22 protein-coding genes are annotated in these 19,971 nt (G+C 60.4%); 10 read left to right on the top strand and 12 right to left on the bottom strand.

Translation table 11 applies throughout. From position 1 onward, the window contains the following. Nucleotides 1–21: 21 nt before the first annotated feature. Nucleotides 22–1,746: an N-acyl-D-amino-acid deacylase family protein gene (locus MRBLSP13_RS19010; protein WP_363756071.1), complete on the bottom strand. Its 1,725-nt coding sequence runs from the start codon at nucleotides 1,744–1,746 to the stop codon at nucleotides 22–24. A gap of 258 nt (nucleotides 1,747–2,004) precedes the next feature. On the opposite strand from MRBLSP13_RS19010, the gene MRBLSP13_RS19005 reads away from it, so the two are divergent. The 3 genes from MRBLSP13_RS19005 to MRBLSP13_RS18995 all read left to right on the top strand — a co-directional run bounded on the left by MRBLSP13_RS19005 (nucleotide 2,005) and on the right by MRBLSP13_RS18995 (nucleotide 5,128). Beyond that, the gene (locus MRBLSP13_RS19005) at nucleotides 2,005–3,186 is read left to right on the top strand and encodes an acyl-CoA dehydrogenase family protein (protein ID WP_363737772.1); all 1,182 of its coding nucleotides are present in this window, start codon (nucleotides 2,005–2,007) and stop codon (nucleotides 3,184–3,186) included. Between the two features lie 411 nt (nucleotides 3,187–3,597). Then, complete coding sequence (locus MRBLSP13_RS19000) at nucleotides 3,598–4,284, top strand: type IV toxin-antitoxin system AbiEi family antitoxin domain-containing protein (protein WP_363738219.1); 687 nt, start codon at nucleotides 3,598–3,600, stop codon at nucleotides 4,282–4,284. Further along, complete coding sequence (locus tag MRBLSP13_RS18995; protein WP_363737770.1) at nucleotides 4,277–5,128, top strand: nucleotidyl transferase AbiEii/AbiGii toxin family protein; 852 nt, start codon at nucleotides 4,277–4,279, stop codon at nucleotides 5,126–5,128. Before MRBLSP13_RS19000 ends, MRBLSP13_RS18995 begins: the two co-directional genes overlap by 8 nt. A gap of 368 nt (nucleotides 5,129–5,496) precedes the next feature. Here the strand turns inward: MRBLSP13_RS18995 and MRBLSP13_RS18990 are convergent, their stop codons facing one another. Then, nucleotides 5,497–6,258: an SDR family NAD(P)-dependent oxidoreductase gene (locus tag MRBLSP13_RS18990; RefSeq protein WP_363756069.1), complete on the bottom strand. Its 762-nt coding sequence runs from the start codon at nucleotides 6,256–6,258 to the stop codon at nucleotides 5,497–5,499. A 246-nt stretch (nucleotides 6,259–6,504) separates the two neighbouring features. Further along, nucleotides 6,505–7,401 (bottom strand): helix-turn-helix domain-containing protein, encoded by an 897-nt coding sequence (locus MRBLSP13_RS18985; RefSeq protein ID WP_363737766.1) that lies wholly within the window; start codon nucleotides 7,399–7,401, stop codon nucleotides 6,505–6,507. A 303-nt stretch (nucleotides 7,402–7,704) separates the two neighbouring features. Between MRBLSP13_RS18985 and MRBLSP13_RS18980 the strand changes: the two genes are divergently transcribed. The 3 genes from MRBLSP13_RS18980 to MRBLSP13_RS18970 all read left to right on the top strand — a co-directional run bounded on the left by MRBLSP13_RS18980 (nucleotide 7,705) and on the right by MRBLSP13_RS18970 (nucleotide 9,174). Beyond that, on the top strand, nucleotides 7,705–8,535 hold the full coding sequence (locus tag MRBLSP13_RS18980) for an SDR family NAD(P)-dependent oxidoreductase (protein ID WP_363737764.1): 831 nt from the start codon (nucleotides 7,705–7,707) through the stop codon (nucleotides 8,533–8,535). A gap of 27 nt (nucleotides 8,536–8,562) precedes the next feature. Further along, the gene (locus tag MRBLSP13_RS18975) at nucleotides 8,563–8,865 is read left to right on the top strand and encodes a putative quinol monooxygenase (RefSeq protein WP_363737762.1); all 303 of its coding nucleotides are present in this window, start codon (nucleotides 8,563–8,565) and stop codon (nucleotides 8,863–8,865) included. Nucleotides 8,866–8,934: 69 nt separating this feature from the next. Beyond that, the gene (locus tag MRBLSP13_RS18970) at nucleotides 8,935–9,174 is read left to right on the top strand and encodes an Atu4866 domain-containing protein (RefSeq protein ID WP_363737760.1); all 240 of its coding nucleotides are present in this window, start codon (nucleotides 8,935–8,937) and stop codon (nucleotides 9,172–9,174) included. Between the two features lie 22 nt (nucleotides 9,175–9,196). On the opposite strand, the gene MRBLSP13_RS18965 is transcribed toward MRBLSP13_RS18970, so the two are convergent. The 7 genes from MRBLSP13_RS18965 to MRBLSP13_RS18935 all read right to left on the bottom strand — a co-directional run bounded on the left by MRBLSP13_RS18965 (nucleotide 9,197) and on the right by MRBLSP13_RS18935 (nucleotide 14,874). Further along, nucleotides 9,197–10,108, bottom strand: a complete 912-nt coding sequence (locus tag MRBLSP13_RS18965; RefSeq protein ID WP_363737758.1) for a LysR family transcriptional regulator — start codon at nucleotides 10,106–10,108, stop codon at nucleotides 9,197–9,199. A 134-nt stretch (nucleotides 10,109–10,242) separates the two neighbouring features. Beyond that, a complete protein-coding gene (locus tag MRBLSP13_RS18960; protein WP_363737756.1) occupies nucleotides 10,243–11,196 on the bottom strand; it encodes a zinc-binding dehydrogenase in 954 nt (317 codons plus the stop codon). Continuing rightward, nucleotides 11,189–11,641: an ester cyclase gene (locus tag MRBLSP13_RS18955; protein ID WP_363737754.1), complete on the bottom strand. Its 453-nt coding sequence runs from the start codon at nucleotides 11,639–11,641 to the stop codon at nucleotides 11,189–11,191. Before MRBLSP13_RS18955 ends, MRBLSP13_RS18960 begins: the two co-directional genes overlap by 8 nt. 126 nt (nucleotides 11,642–11,767) lie before the next feature. After that, nucleotides 11,768–12,367: an NAD(P)H:quinone oxidoreductase gene (wrbA, locus tag MRBLSP13_RS18950; protein WP_363756067.1), complete on the bottom strand. Its 600-nt coding sequence runs from the start codon at nucleotides 12,365–12,367 to the stop codon at nucleotides 11,768–11,770. A gap of 152 nt (nucleotides 12,368–12,519) precedes the next feature. After that, entirely contained in the window at nucleotides 12,520–13,290 is a 771-nt protein-coding gene (locus tag MRBLSP13_RS18945; RefSeq protein WP_363756065.1) for an SDR family NAD(P)-dependent oxidoreductase, read from the bottom strand. A 42-nt stretch (nucleotides 13,291–13,332) separates the two neighbouring features. Next, complete coding sequence (locus MRBLSP13_RS18940; RefSeq protein ID WP_363756063.1) at nucleotides 13,333–13,929, bottom strand: NADPH-dependent F420 reductase; 597 nt, start codon at nucleotides 13,927–13,929, stop codon at nucleotides 13,333–13,335. 36 nt (nucleotides 13,930–13,965) lie between these two features. Then, a complete protein-coding gene (locus tag MRBLSP13_RS18935; protein ID WP_363737747.1) occupies nucleotides 13,966–14,874 on the bottom strand; it encodes a pirin family protein in 909 nt (302 codons plus the stop codon). A gap of 115 nt (nucleotides 14,875–14,989) precedes the next feature. Here MRBLSP13_RS18935 and MRBLSP13_RS18930 point away from each other — a divergent pair, with 115 nt between their 5' ends. Further along, complete coding sequence (locus MRBLSP13_RS18930) at nucleotides 14,990–15,895, top strand: LysR family transcriptional regulator (RefSeq protein WP_363738217.1); 906 nt, start codon at nucleotides 14,990–14,992, stop codon at nucleotides 15,893–15,895. Between the two features lie 61 nt (nucleotides 15,896–15,956). On the opposite strand, the gene MRBLSP13_RS18925 is transcribed toward MRBLSP13_RS18930, so the two are convergent. Then, on the bottom strand, nucleotides 15,957–16,691 hold the full coding sequence (locus tag MRBLSP13_RS18925; RefSeq protein ID WP_363737745.1) for an SDR family oxidoreductase: 735 nt from the start codon (nucleotides 16,689–16,691) through the stop codon (nucleotides 15,957–15,959). 179 nt (nucleotides 16,692–16,870) lie between these two features. Between MRBLSP13_RS18925 and MRBLSP13_RS18920 the strand changes: the two genes are divergently transcribed. The 3 genes from MRBLSP13_RS18920 to MRBLSP13_RS18910 all read left to right on the top strand — a co-directional run bounded on the left by MRBLSP13_RS18920 (nucleotide 16,871) and on the right by MRBLSP13_RS18910 (nucleotide 18,578). Next, nucleotides 16,871–17,368 (top strand): DoxX family protein, encoded by a 498-nt coding sequence (locus MRBLSP13_RS18920; RefSeq protein ID WP_363737743.1) that lies wholly within the window; start codon nucleotides 16,871–16,873, stop codon nucleotides 17,366–17,368. Nucleotides 17,369–17,436: 68 nt separating this feature from the next. Further along, nucleotides 17,437–18,198 (top strand): alpha/beta hydrolase, encoded by a 762-nt coding sequence (locus MRBLSP13_RS18915; RefSeq protein ID WP_363737741.1) that lies wholly within the window; start codon nucleotides 17,437–17,439, stop codon nucleotides 18,196–18,198. Between the two features lie 143 nt (nucleotides 18,199–18,341). Next, nucleotides 18,342–18,578: a hypothetical protein gene (locus MRBLSP13_RS18910; RefSeq protein WP_363737739.1), complete on the top strand. Its 237-nt coding sequence runs from the start codon at nucleotides 18,342–18,344 to the stop codon at nucleotides 18,576–18,578. 566 nt (nucleotides 18,579–19,144) lie between these two features. Here the strand turns inward: MRBLSP13_RS18910 and MRBLSP13_RS18905 are convergent. Then, a partial coding sequence (locus MRBLSP13_RS18905; protein ID WP_363756061.1) for a nucleotidyl transferase AbiEii/AbiGii toxin family protein occupies nucleotides 19,145–19,971 on the bottom strand: 827 nt, incomplete at its 5' end.

The following is a 19,971-nucleotide window of genomic DNA, read 5'->3' as shown; positions in this document are numbered from 1 at the left end:
AGAATTGCGTCTCCGTCGCGGTCAGGCAGCGACAGGCGAAGGGCTGGCGACACGGGCTTCCTGCCCGAGAAAGCGGGCCGGCATCGCGCCGGTATACTCGCCGTCCTGCTGAACCAGGACGCCGCTGACGAACGTGTAGCGAAAGCCGCCAGCGGGCCGCCGCAGGCGCGATCCGCCCCCGGGAACGTCGAACACCTTCTTTTCCGCCGCCCAGTTGAGATCGTCGAGGTTGAAGACCGCGACGTCGGCGATCTTGCCGACCTCGAGCGTCCCGCGGTCGACCAGTCCCAATACCTTTGCCTGATCGCTCGACATGCGCTTGACGGCGACCTCGATCGGCATGTCGTGGCGATCACGCACATGGCGGGTCAGGACGAGAGTGGTGTCTCCCGCGCCGTCGAACATACCGATATGCGCGCCCGCATCGCTGCCGCTGATCAGCGACTCGTCAGCCGCGAGCAACTGCCCGACCACATCCAGATCGAGATTGGTAAAGGGGCAAACCAATTCGGCCTTGAGATTGTTTTCGAGCGCCCAGTCGGCCAGTACGTCCGACGGGTGCCCCCCGCGCTCGCCGAGGATCACGTCGAAAGTCTTGCCGAGATAGTGTTCATATTCCGGCCGGTCGACCGTGATGATCCGGCATCTTGCAAGCCCCCCGCGGCTGGGGAAACCCTCCTGGACAGCATCCCACTGCTCCCGCGCCGTCGCGCGCCATGCCGGGTCGGCAAGGCGACGTTTCTTTTCGTCGTCGGGGACGACCGACTGCACAAGATCGGCCCACGCCGGCATGTACATCATCACCATGCATTGATGGAAGTTCACGACGAGTTCGATCGAACGCGGCGATGCGAAATAATAGAAGGTGGCACCCTTCGCCCGCATCTCGCGGCCGAGTTTGAGAAGGCGCGTTGCATATGTGGCGTCCTCGGGGCGTTCATAGATGCCGTTCGACATGACCGGCACGCCGCCATGCCGGATCGACAGCTCGCACATCTCGCGCAGGTCCTTTTCCTGGTTGTCGAGCGAACTGAGGTCCGGGATGATCTGAACGACACCCTTGTTCTCGGCGGTGACCGCGAAGAGGTCGTCCCATTCCTGCGCATCGGCAAAATAGCTGGGAACCTTGTTTCCATCCGGATTGACGTCAAATCTCGAAGTCGAGAAGCCGAGCGCGCCTGCCTTCATTGCCCGATCCAGGCACCCGGCCAGACGCTTGCGCTCTTCCGCCGTGGAGGGGCGGTTCCAGGATTCGTCCCCGACCTCGAACATGCGCAGCAGGGAATGGCTCACCAGCGTCGCCACATTGACGGCATATTCGCGCGAGCGCAGGTCGCTGACATAGGCATCGAAGTCGCCCCAGGTCCACGGGACTTCCGTGTCGAATACGCCGCGCGGCAGGTCCTCGATATAGCTGAACAGGGCAGAGATGCCCGGAATTTGGTGCTTGTGAATCGGTGCGATGCCAAGACCGCAATTGCCGATCAGCAGCGTGGTGACGCCATGCTGGGCAATGGGGTCGAACCTGGGGTCCCAATATAGTGAACCATCATAATGAGCGTGCGTGTCGATGAATCCGGGCGAGACATAGCAGCCGTCCGCGTTGAACACCTCTTCCTCGCCTGGGGCCAGATCCGGGCCGATCTCGACGATCCTTCCGGTCTTGATCCGCAGATCAGCTGTAAATGCCGGCGCGCCCGTCCCGTCAATCACACGACCACCCTTGATCAGCGCATTACCCCTCACGATCCACTCTCCTCAAGTCAGAACGATACATTCTTTTTCAAGTATAAGTTAAACAGAGGCATGCGGTATTTGACGTAGATCAAAATATGTAATAAAATGTTTAGTCTATTCAGACTATGACAGGAGATACTGAGGGTAGTATTGTGTCAAATATATAATTTCCTGCAATATAACTTGCGTGAGATTGATGAATTTTCGCAAAACGGAAATTGTACTTTCAATGGCTGTGGAGTAATTATTGTGGAATCGATATCGCCCTTGGCTATTGCCGACGAATTAGCCGCGCCGACCGTCGAGGATCTTGTCGCACGGGCGCGAGCACTGGTCCCGTTGCTCAAGGAGCGCGCCGCCGAAGACGAGAAAAATGGCCTGGTCAACCCGGATACAGTAAGGCGCATGAAGGAGGCGGGCCTGTTCCGCGTCTTCCAGGCGCGGCGCTGGGACGGCTACGAGCTCGGGCAGCGCGCCTTTGCCGAAGTGCAGATGACGCTCGCCGAGGGCGACATGTCGGTCGCCTGGATTTTCGGCGTAATCAGCCTGCACTCACTGCACATCTGCCTGATGGAAGACCAGGCGGCCCAGGACGTGTGGGGCGAGGACAGTTCGGTGCTGATCGCGTCCCCCTATATGCCCGGGGGCATCGCCAAGCCTGTGCCCGGCGGCTACGAGATCAGCGGCCGCTGGGCCTATTCCAGCGGCTGCGACCATTGCGAATGGACCTTCCTTGGCGGCATCGTCGATGGCACCGACGGGCAGGATCTCCGGTCGTTCCTGCTGCCGCGCGCGGACGCCAAGATCGTCGGCGGGTGGGATGTCCCCGGGCTGCAGGCGACGGGCAGCCAGGACATCGTGGTCGAGAAGGCGTTCGTGCCGGAACACCGCACACACAAGTTCATCGACGGCTATAATTGCCAGAATCCGGGCCGCTTCGTGAATCCGGGCGCGATCTATCGCTCACCGTTCATGCTGGTGTTCATGCGCGGCATTACCAATTCGCAGATTGGCGCGCTCCAGGCGATGGTTGATCTGTTTAAGGAATATGCGCGGGAGAAGGTCTTTGTCGGCACTCGGACCGGGCGCGACCCGGACGCGCATTATGCGGTCGCCATGGCCACGGCTGGCATTGCGGAAATGAAGAATACGCTTTTCGCCAATCTCCAGACCATGGCCGAGTATGCAGAGCGCAACGAACCCTTGCCGATGGAAATGCGCCACTTATTCCGCTTGCAAAGCGCTGCGGTGGCTGACCGTTGCGTCCGGCTTGCCGAGGACATGATGACGATTGCCGGCGGCGGCGGCGTCTATGAAAAGACCAGTATCCCGCGCATCTACCGCAACATGCGCTGCGGTCGTCAACACGCTGCTGCACAATTCCGCATGTACGCACGCACGTTCGGCGATCTACTGATGGGCGGCGCACCTGTCGACCTGATGCTGTAGCCGTGGTGGCCATGCATCAGGCAAATTCCTGACGACCTTATATTGCTCGACGGATTGCCGCTGTAGTCCAGGCGCTTTCTTGAAGAACCTGTCCTACAGCGCATCCTTCCATTGCTGCACGGACGATGCACCATCGGCCATAAGAGGCACGTTCGAGTGCCTCATAGAACTTGGCAAGGTGAGGTGGTGGGTCGTGTGGCGGGATTGGCTGAGTTTCGGCGGCATTCGACCGTAAAATCAATTATGCGAGAAAAGGGGCGCCAAAAGGGTCACTGGCGCTTTCTATCTCGCCATAAAATCTAAGTATCTGATATACTTATATTGAGTATTGGTGCCAGAAGAGGAACAAATAGTGCACGCCGTTTCAGGAAATTCTTGAAACTTTCACTCTTTGAAAGTATCTGGAATTTTATGAGCGCGCTTGCTGATCAGATTACACAATCAAGCCTTGTTGATCGGATTTTCAGCGAAGGTCAGCTTCGTGAGCTTCTAGGCGGCAGCGATGCTCGTCGCTATGCTCTGGTTCATAGGGCGCTGAAGGACGGTTCGTTGATCCGTCTCAAACGGGCGACCTATATGCTCGGTCGGCGCATCAACAACGATGCCGTCCATCCCTTTATCGTGGCACAGGCGCTCCTGCCGGGCAGCTACATCTCGTTTGAAACTGCCCTGGCCTATCATGGCTGGATTCCCGAAAGCGTTTTCACCACGGCAAGTGTTTCACCAGGCCGCAAGACGATTACCTATGATACACCATCCCTCGGGCAATTCAGCTTTCATCCGCTCGCGCTCCGGGAATACCAATTCCTCACGGGCGTAGATCGCGAAAAATTCGGGAAACTCACAGCATTTGTCGCGCAGCCCTTACGGGCGCTGATCGATCTTGTCGCTCTGCGCAAGGAGCAATGGTCCGGCCTGGACTGGCTCACCCAGGGCATGCGGATCGACGAGGACCGGCTGCGATCGCTCAGGTGCAAGGATTTTTCCGCACTCCGCCCCGTTTACAGGCACAAGGCCGCCAACGAGTTCCTCCATTCACTCGAAGACGCCATTCTGACGATCAAAGGTGCGGCTAAAGGACGCCCCTCGGATGATTGAGATTATTCAAGAAAAGCTCCGCCAATATGGAGCGACCAACGCGATCGAGGAAGAGAATGCGACCAAGGAGATCGTGCAGGAGATCGCCCTCTACGCGCTCTGGCGTGCCGATTTTTTTGATATCGCTCTTTTCCAAGGTGGCACCAGCCTACGCATTCTGCATCGCCTTCCAAGATTTTCCGAAGTTCTCGATTTTATGCTCCGGTCACCGAACCCCGAGTTTGACTGGACATCCTATCTCAAAATTCTGGTCGAGGTTTTTGCGCAGTTTGGATTGAAGCTCGATGCCCAGCCCAAGGAAAGGATGGACAAGGCGATTCGGGAGGCAGTGCTCAAGGATGAATCCATCGCGAGCCAGCTCGATCTGACCTTCGCAGGCACCGGACGTCGCCGGACGATCAAGATCAAGCTCGAGATCGACACCAATCCGCCGCCCGGATCCGGCGAAGCCAGCACCTTTCTCGATTTTCCCGCCGACTACGAGGTGCGGCATCAGGATATGTCTTCCAACTTCGCGCTGAAAATCCATGCCTTGCTTTGTCGGGGCTATTTGAAGGGCAGGGATTGGTATGACTTTTCCTGGTACGTCTCGAACGGGGTGTTGCCCAATCTGACACATCTCCAGGCGGCCCTCATACAGGCAGGCCCATGGACGGGGCAGGCAGACCTCAAGATCGACATGCTATGGTTGGAGGGTACGTTGCGGAACACCATAGCCACTATCGACTGGAAGGCCGCCGCCGACGATGTCAGACGCTTTTTGCGCCCGGCGGAGGCAAAGTCGCTGGAATTATGGAGCGACCGCTTCTTCGTCGCAAAGCTTGAGAAGATGGCGGCGGCGTGACTTGGCCATTCAGAGATGGGGATCAGCGGCGTTTTGTCCAACGCACTGACTGGTTGCCATGCCGCAGAGAGAAACCTTGACGCTTTCCGCGATAAAGCCGCCAGGTCGTTCTACGGCCTGAACAGAACTGGCGGTCAAATCGCGGCTTACCGGCATTCGACATCTCAGGAAGGAGACGACCAATATTCGCCTCTCAGGAGCCCGTCTGGGAATGACTGCTTGTGCCGAAACCCGCCGTTCGCCAACCGCCAACCCGTTTTGCGGCCTCGGCACAAATTCCAGTCACGTGGGCGGTCCGTGCAGGACCCCATATTGGAGTGAGACTATGCGCGGGTGGCGCCGACCCGGAGCCACCCGCGCTCTATCGATCAGCCGATCGCAACGCTCATGCCGCCATCAGCCATGACAACCGAGCCGACGATGAAGCTCGCGCGATCGGATGCGAGGAATGCCACGATTTCCGCGATTTCCTTCGGATCTGCTGCGCGTCCGATGGGCGCATTCTGCCCATGGTCGGTGAGGAATTCGCGGCCGTCATCGCGGAAGTGGTTGAGCAGGTTGGTGACCACGTCGCCGACGCCGATGGCATTGACGCGGATGTTGTGCCCGATTGCCTCGAGGGCTTGCGTGCGGGTCATCTGGGCAATCGCGCCCTTGGAAGCGGTGTAGGCCGCGATACCTGGGAAGGCGAAGTAGGACGCATAGGAAGCGATGTTCACGATCGCGCCCGAACCATTCTTCATCATCGCCTTCTGGGCTTCACGCGAGTGGAGGAAGGCGCCAGTGACATTCGTCTGCATCTGCCACTCCCACTCCTCGCGGGAGAGGTCGATCATGTTCTTGTAGAGGATGCGGCCGGCATTGTTGACGAGGATGTCGAGCTTGCCGAACGTGTCGAGCGCAAGCGACACGGCCTGCTCTGCAACGCCGTCCACCGTGATATCCGCAACCAGGGCGACGATGCCGTCGCGTTCGAGATCCTTCACCACCGGATCGACGTCTTCCGCAACGACCTTGGCGCCGCGCGAATGCAGCAGTTCTGCGATCGCTCGTCCGATGCCGCTGGCTGCCCCCGTCACGATGGCAACCTTACCCTCAACTTCATTCACAGTGTTCACGATGCTGGTCATGATCTCTCTCCATCTAGGATCGCTCGATTTGTGCCGGCTTTGACGATCCATGGATCAATCCGGCTCCGTCGGATGACGTGAACCGGATATGTCATTTCCACCGCCGACCTTCTCTCGGGGCTATGCGAAAACTGTCGGAGTTTTGCTTGATTTTGCCTATCGGGAGCTTTCCCGTGCGCTGGGCATGTGGACGTTACGGCCAAAGGCAGGGCGTGCAGATCGATAGATTATTCTTTGGTGCCGTCGTCATGCCCGTCGGTACGACCGGGGCGAAACGCCCGTTTCCTTGCGAAAGACCTGCGCGAAGTGGCTCGGACTGGAATAACCAACTTCCATGCCAACCGAGATGATCGGCTGGTTGGTTTCCCTGAGCAGCTGCCGTGCACGCCTGATGCGGAGGCGGATGAAATATTGTGATGGAGCAAGGCCCGTGGCTTGTTTGAACTGGCGGCTGAAGTGGGCGATGCTCATGCTTGCAACATCGGCATAGCGAGCGAGATCGAACTCTTCGCCCATGGATTGCTCCATAAGTTCGGTGACCCGTCGAAGGCGGTAAGCCGGAAGCGCGTTACGTCGCCTGCTGCCATCCTGCGCCTCGTCGCGGTAGTGTTGAACAAGACGGATGGCGAGGGCCTGGGCGAGGCTTTCGAGATATAGCGGGCTTGGTCTCGGTTGCCCGGCGATCTCCTCTGCAATCAAGGCGATGTAGGGCGCAAGCTGATCGTCCCGCGCGCCGGATACCTCTGAAAGCAGAGGGCGGTGCTTGCTTCCCAGGACTTCGGCACCGGCCCGTTCCATCAGTGGCAAGCCGAAATGAAGGTGCATCACTTCGAATGGACCGTCATCGAGTGAATTCCAGCGCAATTCATATGGCGCATCGGAATCCGTGATGAAGAAATCACCGGCCGCCACGCGGGCAGCGGTCCATTCGCCTCCAAGCTCACGCTCTTCGACGATGGCAGTCCCCTTGAGGATCCATACGATAAGGGGCTCAGCTACGGCAGGGACAAGGAAGCCGTCCTGTTCACGTTCTCGGACGAAGATCTGGGCAATGACCGATTTCATCGAACGATCGCCGCCGTCCGCAACGAGCCGCCCCCGAATATGCTTGTCCAGCGTTTCTGCCGCCGTCCGCTCTGTCATTCCGTAACGATCCTCGCGCCATCGATCAGTTTGCGGAGCCCACGGCCGCTTTAGACCGCATGCCTACAAGGGCTTCGCTTCTATCTCCAAGTGGCTTTGATGACCCCTGCATCGGGATACCGAATTGCCAGCGGGTCTTGCGGGGTGGCAGCGGATAAACAAGGGGCATCGCAGCAAGGTGGCCAATTTATGTGGTGCGGCTAACAAGCGCGTTCGGAACGGGAGTGATTATGCGCCGACATGTGAAGCCCTAAATCCTGTGCAGCAGAGCGGCAGGTGCCGCGGCCATTTTTGGAGGTTGGAATGGCGCACAAGACCTGGTTCATCACAGGCGTTTCTCGTGGTTTAGGTCTGGAAATCGCTGCGGCTGCAATCGCACGCGGCGACGTCGTCGTCGGAACCACCCGCGACGGCCGCGTGCCCGAAGCGATTTCATCAGAGCGCTTGCACATCATTCCGCTCGAACTGAGCGACATGGCGGCGATCGAGCAGGCTGTATCCAAGGCTGCGGGCGTGGCTGGGCGCCTCGACGTGATTGTCAACAATGCGGGATTCGGCCTGCTGGGATCGATCGAGACGGCGTCTCAACGGGAGATCGAGCAGATATTCATGGTGAATGTCTACGCGCCGCTGGCCGTGATCAGGGGCGCGCTCCCGCACCTGCGAAGACGTACGCGCGGTCATATCATGAACATCTCCTCCGTGGCGGCCATCGCGCCCGCTCCCGGGTCCGGGATCTACTCTGCCACGAAAGCGGCAATCTCTGCCTTGTCGGTGAGTTTGGCACAGGAAGTCGCCCCGATGGGCGTCTGGGTCACGACCGTCTCGCCGGGTTCATTTCGAACCGAGTTCCTTTCGGAAAGGTCGGTTTGCCGCACACAGCGCAACATCGACGATTATGCCGCCACCAGCGGGCGGGCCGTCACGGGCCTGCTCCACAAGAACGGCAAGCAGATCGGCGATCCTGAGAAGGCAGCTGCCGCAATTCTTGCCGCTGTCGACGCCGATGAACCCCCGCTCGACCTCGTCCTTGGCAGCGACGCCCTGCAGCGCACGCGCGCTCGGCTCGACCGCTTTGAGGACGATCTGCGACAATGGGAGGACATTTCGACCAGCACCGATTTCGCGATCTGAAAATGTTTGCCAGAAAGGAGTAATATCATGGCAGAACACACCAACCTTGCCGAAATGAGGGCCAAGGCCGGGCGCAGCGAAGAACTGGGTGCTGCGCTGCAGCGCCTGGTTGCCCCCTCCCGCGCGGAATCCGGCTGCATCATCTACCAGATCCACCAAGGCACGCATGATCCGGATTTGTGGATGGTCTACGAGGTCTGGCGGTCTTTCGACGACCTGACCGAGCATTTCAGCCTTCCGCATATGCAGGCATTCGTCGCCAGCGTGCCGGAGTTGGTTGAAGGCGATCTTGACCTCAAACCCTTCATCCGCGTCGGCCCCACGGCTTGATTGATCGGACGGGCGGACCGGCTAAACCCCGTCCGCCAGGCCGCAACTTTGAACAACATGCGAGGCAGGATGACGCAGCAGCGCGACTATGTCGGAATGTGGGTCACGAAGGATGATTATATTCGCCATGAGCTTCTGCCCAACGGCCGCTACGACGAAGCCCGCGGAAAGAAGAATAGCGCCTACCAGGGGCGCTATGAGGTCACTGGCGATCATATCGAATATTGGGACGACACCGGGTTTACGGCTGATGGCGATTTCAGGAACGACGTCCTCTATCACGCCGGGATGGTCCTTTACCGCCAATAGGCTGGATTAAGGCGAAAGGGGGCTACTCTTTCGCCTTCATTCGTATGAAGTCGATGAACGCACGCAGCGCTGGCGCCATCTGGCGCTGCTTGGGATAGCAGAGGAAATAGCCGGGGTAGTAAGCGCAGTAGGGATCGAGCATCGGCACAAGCTTGCCGCGGGCGACAAGTTCGTCTGCCTCACGGTTTGTCGCAAGGGCGATTCCGACATGATCGAGGCAGGCGCGCATCATCATCGGACGATCCGTCGCGATTAGTGATCCGCTGACGGCCAGCTCGAACCACTCGCCGTCGCGCTGGAACTCCCAGTTGTAGGGGAGTGGACGTCCTGCCCACCGCCACCGGATGCAGTTGTGATCGAGGAGATCCTCGGGCGTTTGCGGCGCCGCATGGCGTTCCAGATATTGCGGCGTGGCGACCGGATACTGCCGCAGTTCGCCACCAAGCTGGACGGCGACCATGTCCCTTTCCACGACTTCTCCGGGCCGCAGGGCGATGTCCCACCCGCCTGCGACAATGTCCACGGTGGCATCATCGACCGTCACATCGAGAAGGATCTGCGGATATTTCTCGAAGAACTCGCCCAGGATCGGCTCGATATGCGCCGCAGCAGCCACCCGCGCCGCATGCACGCGGACCGTCCCGGCAGCGCTGTCGCGGAAGTGCGACGCATTCGCCAGCGCCGCCGCGATCTCATCCATGGCCGGACGCAGCCGCTGCAGGAGCGCATCGCCCGCGGGGGTCAGGGCTACGCTGCGCGTCGTGCGATTGAACAGACGAAGTGACAAACGCTCTTCGAGGTTGCGGATGGTCTGGCTGAGGGACGAGGGGGTAATGCCCATTTGCGCGGCCGCCCGTGAGAAGCTGGCATGCTCGGCGACGGAAACAAAGGCGCGCAATTGCGCAAACTCGCTGCCCTGAACCGCCGGCGTCATGGAGTACCTCACTCGTGATGAACCCGGACATTATGCAACCCGGGCCACCAGGCCAAGCCGTGCACGTTGTATTTATACGGGCGAGCGGACGTAATCCACACTTTGCAACGCGCCGCCGCTGCCGCATGGTCTGGTCAAGGGAGCAGCACGGGGTTAGATCCGATCGTTCGATCAGCAATGGCCTGGTGCGCAATGGCCGCATCCTTGAGAGCGTAACGATCCAGTTCGATCTCCCCGAACGTGCCATCTCGCCAGCACTCGAAGACCTCCTGCGCGGCAGCCTCAAGCGCAGCGCCCTTCACAGCTGACGCCGCGCTGGCATGCCGGACGGTGATCCGACGGGAGGCCACCAGCTGCTCGTCAAAGTTCGCCGCTCCGGACGCGGCGCCGATGGTGAAGATTGCGCCGCCGTCCCTTACCGCCTCGAGAGAGGCATCGGCCGTAGCTCGCCCCACGAAATCATAGACCACGTCGACACCGTCCGGTGCGATCGCCCGGATGTCTGTCCCCAGATCGGCGCTTTCGGAAGCGAGGCGATGAACGATATCTGCCGGCAAGCGTGCAAGCTTGGCCGAAGATCCCACGGCGATGACCGTCGCGCCCAACTTCCTGGCCCAGCGTGCCACCAGCGATCCGACGCCTCCGGTCGCACCCTGCACCAGGATCACATCACCTTGCCTGACCTGATGCAGCATTCGGACGGCGAGCCATGCGGTCGCGCCCCTGGTCAGCATCCCAGCTGCAAGTTGTGTCGGTACATCCTGCGGCAATCTCACCAGCGGTGCGGTGTCGATGATCCGCTCCTGAGCATAGGCACCGGGCGCGAAGAAATAGGCCACCCTGTCACCGACTTGCAGATTTTCGACACCAGCGCCCACCTCGATGACGTCGCCCGCCCCCTCCACACCGTTCACGAACGGGAGGGAGACACCGAACGCCCCGCTGCGGAACATCGTATCGATGAAGTTCACGCCGATCGCGGTGTGCCGGATCTTCACCTGTCCCGGTCCCGGAGCGCCAACCGTTTCCTGCTCGGCGACTAGTACGGACGGTCCACCGACCGCATGCATGCGAATGACGTCAGACATGGCTAGGTTCTCCGGCGGGCAGCGGCGCAATTACGCCGATCTGCTGCAGAACCGAGTAGAGGTTGGCGACGCCCCAGTGTTCGGTGATCTTACCATCGACCACCTTCATGGCGTCCACGGTTTCGAAGCTGACGCGCGTTCCGGTGCCCGCCTGTCCAAGGAAGTTCCCCAGATGCGTGCCATGGTAGGTCTTGAAGGTGGTGACGACATCGCCGTCGACCCTCTGCCAGTGGATCTCCGGCGTAAAATCCGGAAAGGCGTCGCGCAGGCGCTTGTAGAGCAGCAGTACGCCGGCCTTGTCACGGGTGCCGCCGGGCTGCGGCGTATGATCGTAGAAATCGTCCGAGAAAAGTTCCTCGAACAGCGCCCAGTCACCGCCGCCTTGCACTTCGTCGGTGTTGCGGCGGATGACGGACTTTGCAAGATCGCTGCTATCCTGTGCCATGGTCAGTCTCCTGAAACCTGATCGCGGAAGCTGCTCGAGGCGCGCGTCATCGCGCGGAAGAGCAGGACTTCCAAGGTAATTTCCTGTCGGTGGTGGGAGCCCGGGACTTGCGGCCCGGGCCGATTGTCAGCCGAAAAGCTTGGCGGCAGTCTTCGCAACGATCTCGCCCTGATGGCGCGCGCCATCGAGTTCGATCTGCGAAGGCTGGCGCGAACCGTCGCCGCCCGCGATCGTTGTGGCGCCATAGGGCGCACCCCCAACGATCTCGTCCATGCTCATCTGGCCACCATGGCTGTACGGGAGCCCCACGATGGTCATGCCGAAGTGCAGCAGGTTGGTGATGATCGAGAACAGTGTCGTTTCGTTGCCACCATGCTGTGTGGCCGAAGACGTGAAGGCTGCGCCTACCTTGCCATTGAGCGCGCCCCGCGCCCACAGCCCGCCAGCCTGGTCGAGGAAAGTGGCAAGCTGGCTGGACATGCGCCCGAAGCGCGTGCCGGTCCCCACGATGATCGCGTCATAGTCGGCCAGTTCGGCGACGGTCGCAACCGGCGCATCCTGTTCGAGCTTGAAATGCGCGCCGCGGGCGATGTCTTCGGGTACCGTCTCGGGCACCCGCTTGACGTCGACGGTCGCGCCGGCCGAACGAGCCCCTTCGGCGATGGCATGCGCCATCGTCTCGATGTGCCCATAGGAGGAGTAATAGAGAACGAGTACCTTGACCATTATAGTGATCCTTGAGAGAGGTGGTGGAGCGAAAGCGTCTGTGTGAATTCGTTTTGCCAGCCATCTTTCGGTCCGAAAATCCGAATACGATCGACAGCTACCATCGAGAAAATCGACAAGCGTGGTGCTGGCCCGATCGGGCTTGCCGGTTTTCAGATGACCGCGAGCAAGCCGCCGTCAACCTGAAGCGCGATGCCAGAAACATAGCTGGACAGGTCAGATCCCAGGAACGCGACGGCATCGCCGATTTCCGAGGGCTGACCGAGCCTGCGCAAAGGCGTGCGCTGGCGGAAGCCTTCGCTCGCGGCCGCGATGTCCGGCGTGCTGCGCAGCAGTTCCGTGTCGATCGTTCCGGGAGCAACGGCGTTGACGCGGATTCCGTCGGGGCCAAGCGCGTCGGCGAGCGCCTTTGCCATCAGGACGACGCCTCCCTTGCTGGTCGAATAGGCGACGGTGATGCCCGCGCCCACAAGGCCGCCCATGCTGGCCATCAGCACGATGCTGCCGGCCTTTCCGGCAGCCTTCATCTGCCGGGCGGCCGCCTGGGCACCGAACAGCGTCCCATCGAGGTTGATCGACATCAGACGTCGGTAGTCTTCCTCGGAGACCTCTGCCCCATCGGAGCGAAGGGAAATGCCGGCATTGAGCACCATGACGTCAACGCCGCCGAATTGCTCGGTATCAGCAACGAGTTGCTCGTTGTCGTCCTTCTTCGACACGTCGGCCCGCACGAACAACGAAGGCGTACCCAATGCTTCGATCTCCTGCGTGGTGAGGGTGCCGCCTTCGCGCGGCGCTTCGACGATATCGGAGACGATGACGGCCTTGGCGCCATGCTTTGCAGCCGAGATGGCGATGGCGCGGCCGATGCCGCTGGCTGCGCCGGTGACGACGACGGTCTTGCCTTCAAGAATATTGGACATGTGCATTCTCCTGGGCGCTTGGGCGCCTTTCAAAGAAAGTGATCAGGCCTGCTTGATGAGGCTGTGGACCATCAGCGCTCCGCCGAACTGCTGGAGACGGCCGCCCTCATCGATGCGGCCGAGATTGATCGGGGCATAACCAAGGGTGGCGATCAGCGCGGCGGCTACGGCCGACGCTTGCGAGTTATTGCTCGCATGGAAGATCGGCCGCTTTCCCGCGTCCGATCCCGGCTCCTCGGCGAGGATCGCTGCCGGAAGTGTGTTGAAGGCCTTCACGATGGCAGCGCCGGGCAGCGCGGCCGCGACGATGTCGCTCGACAGGCGACCGCCGAGATCGGCAGGCGAGAAATCGGTGAAGTTGATCGCGTTCGTAGCATCGATAACCACCCGGCCGCTCCAGTCGGCCGTTTCGGCTGCCACCTGTTCGACCGCTGAGAACGGCACCGCCAGAATGATGGTTTCAGCCTGCAGCGCATCCCAAAGCGCGACGGGGCGGACAGCCGATCCCAGCGCCTGCGCCAGGCTGGCGAGCGAGGCGGGCCCTCGGCTATTGGCGATAAGGACAGGCGTGTTGGTACGGGCGAATTGGCGGGCAAGGGCTGTGCCGATCGCGCCGGAGCCGATGATTGCGTAGGTCATAATGAATATCCTTTTGATGGAATTGGTTGGGGGAGCTCAGGCGGCGCGGGGCGACGTCGAGGGGAGAGGGATGAACTCGGGATCGCCCGGAACAGTGGGGAAGCGCCCGGACCGCCAGTCCGCGGCGGCTTGCTCGATGCGATCGAGCCGGCTCGAGACGAAGTTCCAGTAGATGTGGCGTTCGCCTTCGAGCGGTTCGCCGCCCAGCACCATCAATCGCGCATTCGAGACAGCGCGCAGGATGATCTCCGACCCGGGTTTGAAGACGATCAGCTGGTCTTTGACGAAGCGGCCTTCTTGCCCTGTGACCTCGACCTCTCCTTCGACGACGTAGGCCGCTCGTTCGATATGATCGGAGGTCAGCTTGAAGCGCTTTCCGGCATTCAGCTGCAGATCGGCATAGAGCGTCTCGGAAAAGATCGGTGTCGGAGACTTCTCGCCGCCCAGGCTGCCGGCAAGCAGGTTCACGCGCACGCCGTCCTCGGTCAGGCGCGGGATGCGGGCCGCCTCGATATGCTTGAAACCTGGATCTGCTTCTTCCAGCTCCAGCGGCAATGCCAGCCAGGTCTGGAAGCCGAACATGCGGTCTTCGCGGTCGCGGAAGGCCTGACCACTGCGCTCGGAGTGTACGATCCCGCGCCCCGCGGTCATCAGGTTTACCTCACCGGGACGGATGGTCTGGAAGTAGTCTTCGCTGTCCCGATGATCGAGTTCGCCTTCAATCAGATAAGTGAGAGTGGCGAGCCCGATGTGCGGATGAGGGCGTGTATCGACGCCTTCACCGGACCGGAATACCGCAGGTCCAAAGGCGTCGAAGAAGGCGAACGGTCCTATCATTCGGCGTTGGATCGAAGGGAGCGCCCGGCGTACATCGAAGCCGCCGAGGTCGCGCACCGCCGGCAGTACGACCTGCTGGACGAGTGGCGGATTTGCTTGGAAAGTCATGTCTTGTTCCTTCATCGTCGGCAATGCGCCGTTGGCGATGACGGAGAGTTATGCGTTTCCTTCGGCCTAAAAAACCGGCATATGATAGGTGATTAGGTTCGAGGAATTCGACATGATAAGTGAGCCAGGTACACCCACTCTCGACCAGCTGAAGGTCTTTCTGACGGTTGTCGACATCGGCAGCTTTGCGGGCGCCGCGCGGCAGCTCAATCGCGCCTCTTCGGTGGTCAGCTACTCGATCGCGAACCTCGAGGCGCAACTCGGGCTCACGCTCTTCGATCGCGAAACGACCCGCAAGCCGCAGCTCACCGAAGCGGGACGGATGGTCCTGGCCGAGGCGCGCCGAGTGGCGGGCGGCATCGACAGCCTGCGCGCAAAGTCGAAAGGCATGCTGCAGGGGCTGGAGTCCGAACTTCATATCGTTCTGGACACGTTGCTGCCGGAGGAGCGGGTGGTGGATGCGCTCACCAGTTTCCGCGATCAATTCCCGACTGTGGCGCTCCACCTTTATGTCGAATCACTGGGCTCGGTGACGCGGTTGGTGCTGGACCGCGTTGCCAGCATCGGGGTCGCGGGGCCGCTGGTGACGGTAGACGGTATCGAAAAGGAGGGCATTGGAAGCGTGCGGATGATCCCCGTGGCGGCCCCGACCCATCCCCTTGCCCTTGCCAAGGAAAATCTTCCCGGAGCCGGCCGCGAGCATGTCCAGCTTGTGCTCACTGACCGATCCGCGCTCACCAGGGGCCGCGACATTGCTGTCGTCGGCACGAGCACGTGGCGCCTTGCCGACCTGAGTTCCAAGCATATGCTGCTCAAGGCGGGGATCGGCTGGGGCAATATGCCAGAGCCGATGATCGGCGACGATATAGCGGCCGGAAGATTGGTGAAGCTGGAAATGCCCGACAGCATCGGCGGCGACTATGTCATGGATGCGATCTACCGGACCGACACTCCGCCCGGCCCCGCCGGTCGCTGGCTGATCCAGCGATTCAAGGAGCAGGCGGGCGCTGCACCGACTTAGGCGCAGCGCCCAGCCCATCGCCTGATCTGGTGATTGTTCGGGCGGAGGCTTCGAGCCTGGCTCAAAGGGCCGTGGCGGTAGGACGGACGATCATTTCGGTCGTATCGACATCCGCAGGTTGCACGATGGCAAAGCGGATGGCCCGGGCGATCGCGGTGGGGCTGATGGCGACCTTGCGATATTCCTTCATCTCTTCGCGCCCCTTCGGGTCGGAGATCGAATCGGCCAGTTCGGATGCCGTCACGCCCGGGCTGATAACCGTCACGCGGATCTTGTCATTCTCCTGACGCAGGCCTTCAGAAATGGCACGCACGGCAAATTTGGTAGCACAATAGACCGCAGCGGTCGGGGACACGGCGTGGCCGCCCGTCGAGGCGATGTTGATCACCTGACCAAAGCCCTGTTCGTTCATCACCGGCAGCACTGCGGCGATCCCGTACAGCGTTCCCTTGATATTGACATCGACCATGCGGTCCCATTCGTCGACCTTGAGTGCCGCCATCGGCGAGAGCGGCATGACGCCGGCATTATTGACGATGACATCGATCTTGCCGAACCGCGCCAGCGCCTCCTGGGCAAAAGCCGCGACATCTTCTCGGTCGGTGACGTCCAGAGGCTTTGCCAGAGCCTTACCACCGGCAGCTTCGATTTCGGCGACCAGCTTTTTCAGGCGGTCGGTGCGGCGAGCACCCAGAACAACCGTGGCGCCGCCCTCGGCCAGAGTGCGCGCGGTGGCTTCGCCAATGCCGCTGCTTGCACCGGTGATCAGCACGACCTTGCCATCGAGATTTTGCATGAGAGCTATCCTTTCACTTGGTTGGTGAAGCGGATGTAGCCCGGCGGATCACACGAAATAATCATCTGGAAAGCATCAAGCTTTGTTAGGCCGAGCGATAGAGTTGTCCAAACATGTCGATTTCATCGATCCTAATCTTCTATTCAATTCGGCTATTTCGATGAGCGGTGAGGTGCCATTTGGACGTCAGCAGCGGTCATGGTGACCGGCTGAAGAAGACCAGGAGATACCTCATGAATACAGCAGCTATCAGCCCCGCCCAGACCATCTCGGGCGCACACTCTTCCGCGAATGCATCGTCCTATTCCGCCCTTGCTGGCCGCGTGCTGATCGCCCCACTCTTCCTTCTCTCGGGCGTTTCCAAGGTGACGGCTCCCGCGGCAACGATCGGAATGATCGCAAGCGCCGGGCTCCCGTTCGCCTCGGTCGGCTTCGGCCTGGCTGTCCTTGTCGAGATTGCAGGCAGCATCGCACTGCTCGCCGGCTACCGCACGCGTTTCGTGGCCGCCGTCATGGCGCTGTTCACCCTTGGCGCCGCGCTCGCATTCCACAGCAATCTGGCCGACCAGAACCAGTTCATCCACTTCTTCAAGAACATTTCCATCATCGGCGGACTGCTTCAGATCGTCGCGTTCGGAGCCGGTCGTTTCAGCCTCGATGGCAAGGCAGGCCGTTGAACACCCCCTCGGCACGGCGCGGCCGTGCCGAGCGTCCGCCAATCTGAAAGATCGTACAGGATGAACCAATGAAGCGCAGTTTCATGTCACTGGCTGCAGCCGCCGCAGCAACCTTCGCCAGCGGCGCAGCCGCCGCCCGCGAGGCGCCTCCCACCAAGAACGTGATCCTCGTACATGGCGCCGCGATGGATGGTTCCAGCTGGCGCAAGGTCTACGACATCCTCACCCGCAAACATTACAACGTCTCGGTCGTGCAGCTTCCCCTCACAGGGCTGGATGCTGACATAGCTGCGACCCGGCAGATCATCGAACGCCAGAACGGCCCCGTCGTGTTGGTCGGGCATTCCTATGGCGGCGCGGTGATCACTGCAGCAGGCACAGACGCCAAGGTGAAATCGCTCGTTTACGTGGCAGCTGTGCAGCCAGACGCTGGGGAAACGGTCGGAGAGCTGAACGCCAGATGGCCGCTTCCGAGCCATCTCATGATGGTCGATGATACCTCGCTGATCGTGGAACCGGCGATGTTCCAGCAGGATGTAGCGGGCGACCTGCCTGCGTCGGAGGCTCGCTATCTTGCCTCCGCACAGCGACCGACGCCGGTCGCCGCATTCGGAACCAGGGTGCCGAATGCGGCGTGGCACACCAAGCCCAGTTTCGGGATCGTCGCGCAGGATGATCGCACGCTGTCGCCCGAGATGCTGCGGACATTGTATCGCCGTTCTCATACGGTCACGCTCGAACTTCCCGGCAGCCACCTGATCCAGATGTCCAAACCCCGGAAAGTGGCGGCGGTCATCGTTCAGGCCTCGAAAATAGGCGGCGATCACTGACGGTTTCTGCTTGCCGCCACTATTTTCGGTCTTCGGACTATGTGGCGTCGCTAACAAGCGTTGAAGCACGCAGAGCTATTAAGTGATCCAAACACTCTCCCTATTCTAGCGGCATACAATCCAAATTGTCGGGAAATATCATCATGAACAGCAAACAAAAGGTGACCCATGACATGGATCGAATCTTCAAACCGCTGCTGCATGCGGTTGGAGAAACGGCACCCGCAATGGCGATTTCTCTTTCATCTGTCACTTCTCCGCTTTCGGTATTTTTCAAGGCTGCAAGTGTGCTTGGTGATACCAAGATGGCGACGGCATTCACGGGTCACCCGGCGCTCTATGGATACGCCATGGCTTCACGCGACAGGGGGCTCTCATGAAGTGGGTACCTGTTTTTCTGACGCTATGCGGCTTCAACGCCGGTCAAGCCACCCAGATTGCCTTCACCGTTGAGTTTGTGATCGCAGAGATCAGGCAACTCAGCGGTCGATAACCGCCTCGCCGCCGAGAGGCAGGTTTAACCGAAACCTGACGGTCCCGGCGATCCCCCGCACGACGGCTTCCAAGTCCCGCCGCTCAACACACTCTGACACGTCAACAAAATGGTCGGCTTCGGGAAACGCGGGACGAGACTTTCACATTCAGAATTGAACGCGTAGTCTCTCTCTAGCTGGACCCACCCGAACGCCAGTGAACGCCCCCGGATTCCAAGCAGAAGAGGACTCGAAAATCGCGCTAGTGAATTGAAATATAATCACTTTTCCAGATATCCGTCAGCCGATACCCTCGTCGATACCCTACAACTTTCTGGCCGTAAGGTTCGAGTCCCTTTGCCGGGCATTTCTTGCTGCCGGCTGTCCGGTTCACCGTGATTCGGATGCCGCGCTTCCGCATCAGATTCGACAGCCTTCGCGTCGTCCATTTGACGTGGGCCCGCGCTGATCTCTCACAGCCGATGCGCATACTCTTGAATACGCCCAAGGATATCGTCGAGGTTGGGCTGGCCACGATAATAGAGCGCAGACGTGGCGGCATAGGCACGGGCGAAGCGATCCCGTGTGGTTTGGTCCGAAAGATCGAATGCGGGATTTTCGGCGATCACCTTGTTATCTGCAGCCGGGAAGCGCGCGTCCTTATGGGCGATGTAGGCTTCGGTGCCGATGAACGCCTGAACGTCGGCATCGCCGAGGAGGCAGTAGACATCGTAATAGTGGCGGAGGAAGTTCTGCGGCATGCTGCCATCCTCAAGGTGCCGCCGGAACTTCGTCGAGATCGTCTGGAGCTTCTCGACCAGTGTGTAGCCGGGTTCGTAGCAGGGCACATCGAGTGCCCGATTGTCGGTCAGGTCAGCGAGGCCACTCACCGCCGCCTTGTCATAGGCCCACGAACTGATCCGGCATGGCCGATTGGGGGCCACCTGATCGAAACCAGCCTCCAGCAAAATCCCGTCCTTGACGCCCTCCGGCAGAGTGTTGCGGGGAGTATAATGCAGGCGGATGCCAGCACTGCGCATGCGCTGGTCATCGAATGCTTCGTCGCGCCCGACGTCGCTGATGCCGGGGATCGTGATCTTGGCCGCCAGGCCATCATAGAACGTGCGGCGTGCCTCTATATGGGCGGGCTTATTCTGGTTCTTGCCGGTTGGCAGATCGTCCAAGTCGGGGTTAATCAGGATGTCGATGTCCTCGGAGAACCGATGGATAAGGCCATGCCCTTTCGAGAGCGACGTTCCGCCCTTGAGTTCAAAGCGAAAACCCGACTGCTGCAAGCCCC

Origin of the sequence: Sphingobium sp. LSP13-1-1.1, from assembly GCF_040676415.1 — a bacterium.
Taxonomy (GTDB): Bacteria; Pseudomonadota; Alphaproteobacteria; order Sphingomonadales; family Sphingomonadaceae; genus Sphingobium.
This window is presented reverse-complemented; position numbering and strand designations above follow the sequence as displayed.

Excerpts from the sequence above, each read along its gene's own strand:
- MRBLSP13_RS19000 (WP_363738219.1), top strand. The coding sequence starts at position 3,598 with ATGAGCGCGCTTGCTGATCAGATTACACAATCAAGCCTTGTTGATCGG.
- MRBLSP13_RS18995 (WP_363737770.1), top strand. The coding sequence starts at position 4,277 with ATGATTGAGATTATTCAAGAAAAGCTCCGCCAATATGGAGCGACCAAC.
- MRBLSP13_RS18990 (WP_363756069.1), bottom strand. The coding sequence starts at position 6,258 with ATGACCAGCATCGTGAACACTGTGAATGAAGTTGAGGGTAAGGTTGCC.
- MRBLSP13_RS18985 (WP_363737766.1), bottom strand. The coding sequence starts at position 7,401 with ATGACAGAGCGGACGGCGGCAGAAACGCTGGACAAGCATATTCGGGGG.
- MRBLSP13_RS18980 (WP_363737764.1), top strand. The coding sequence starts at position 7,705 with ATGGCGCACAAGACCTGGTTCATCACAGGCGTTTCTCGTGGTTTAGGT.
- MRBLSP13_RS18975 (WP_363737762.1), top strand. The coding sequence starts at position 8,563 with ATGGCAGAACACACCAACCTTGCCGAAATGAGGGCCAAGGCCGGGCGC.
- MRBLSP13_RS18970 (WP_363737760.1), top strand. The coding sequence starts at position 8,935 with ATGACGCAGCAGCGCGACTATGTCGGAATGTGGGTCACGAAGGATGAT.
- MRBLSP13_RS18965 (WP_363737758.1), bottom strand. The coding sequence starts at position 10,108 with ATGACGCCGGCGGTTCAGGGCAGCGAGTTTGCGCAATTGCGCGCCTTT.
- MRBLSP13_RS18960 (WP_363737756.1), bottom strand. The coding sequence starts at position 11,196 with ATGTCTGACGTCATTCGCATGCATGCGGTCGGTGGACCGTCCGTACTA.
- MRBLSP13_RS18955 (WP_363737754.1), bottom strand. The coding sequence starts at position 11,641 with ATGGCACAGGATAGCAGCGATCTTGCAAAGTCCGTCATCCGCCGCAAC.
- wrbA (WP_363756067.1), bottom strand. The coding sequence starts at position 12,367 with ATGGTCAAGGTACTCGTTCTCTATTACTCCTCCTATGGGCACATCGAG.
- MRBLSP13_RS18945 (WP_363756065.1), bottom strand. The coding sequence starts at position 13,290 with ATGTCCAATATTCTTGAAGGCAAGACCGTCGTCGTCACCGGCGCAGCC.
- MRBLSP13_RS18940 (WP_363756063.1), bottom strand. The coding sequence starts at position 13,929 with ATGACCTACGCAATCATCGGCTCCGGCGCGATCGGCACAGCCCTTGCC.
- MRBLSP13_RS18935 (WP_363737747.1), bottom strand. The coding sequence starts at position 14,874 with ATGACTTTCCAAGCAAATCCGCCACTCGTCCAGCAGGTCGTACTGCCG.
- MRBLSP13_RS18925 (WP_363737745.1), bottom strand. The coding sequence starts at position 16,691 with ATGCAAAATCTCGATGGCAAGGTCGTGCTGATCACCGGTGCAAGCAGC.
- MRBLSP13_RS18915 (WP_363737741.1), top strand. The coding sequence starts at position 17,437 with ATGAAGCGCAGTTTCATGTCACTGGCTGCAGCCGCCGCAGCAACCTTC.
- MRBLSP13_RS18910 (WP_363737739.1), top strand. The coding sequence starts at position 18,342 with ATGAACAGCAAACAAAAGGTGACCCATGACATGGATCGAATCTTCAAA.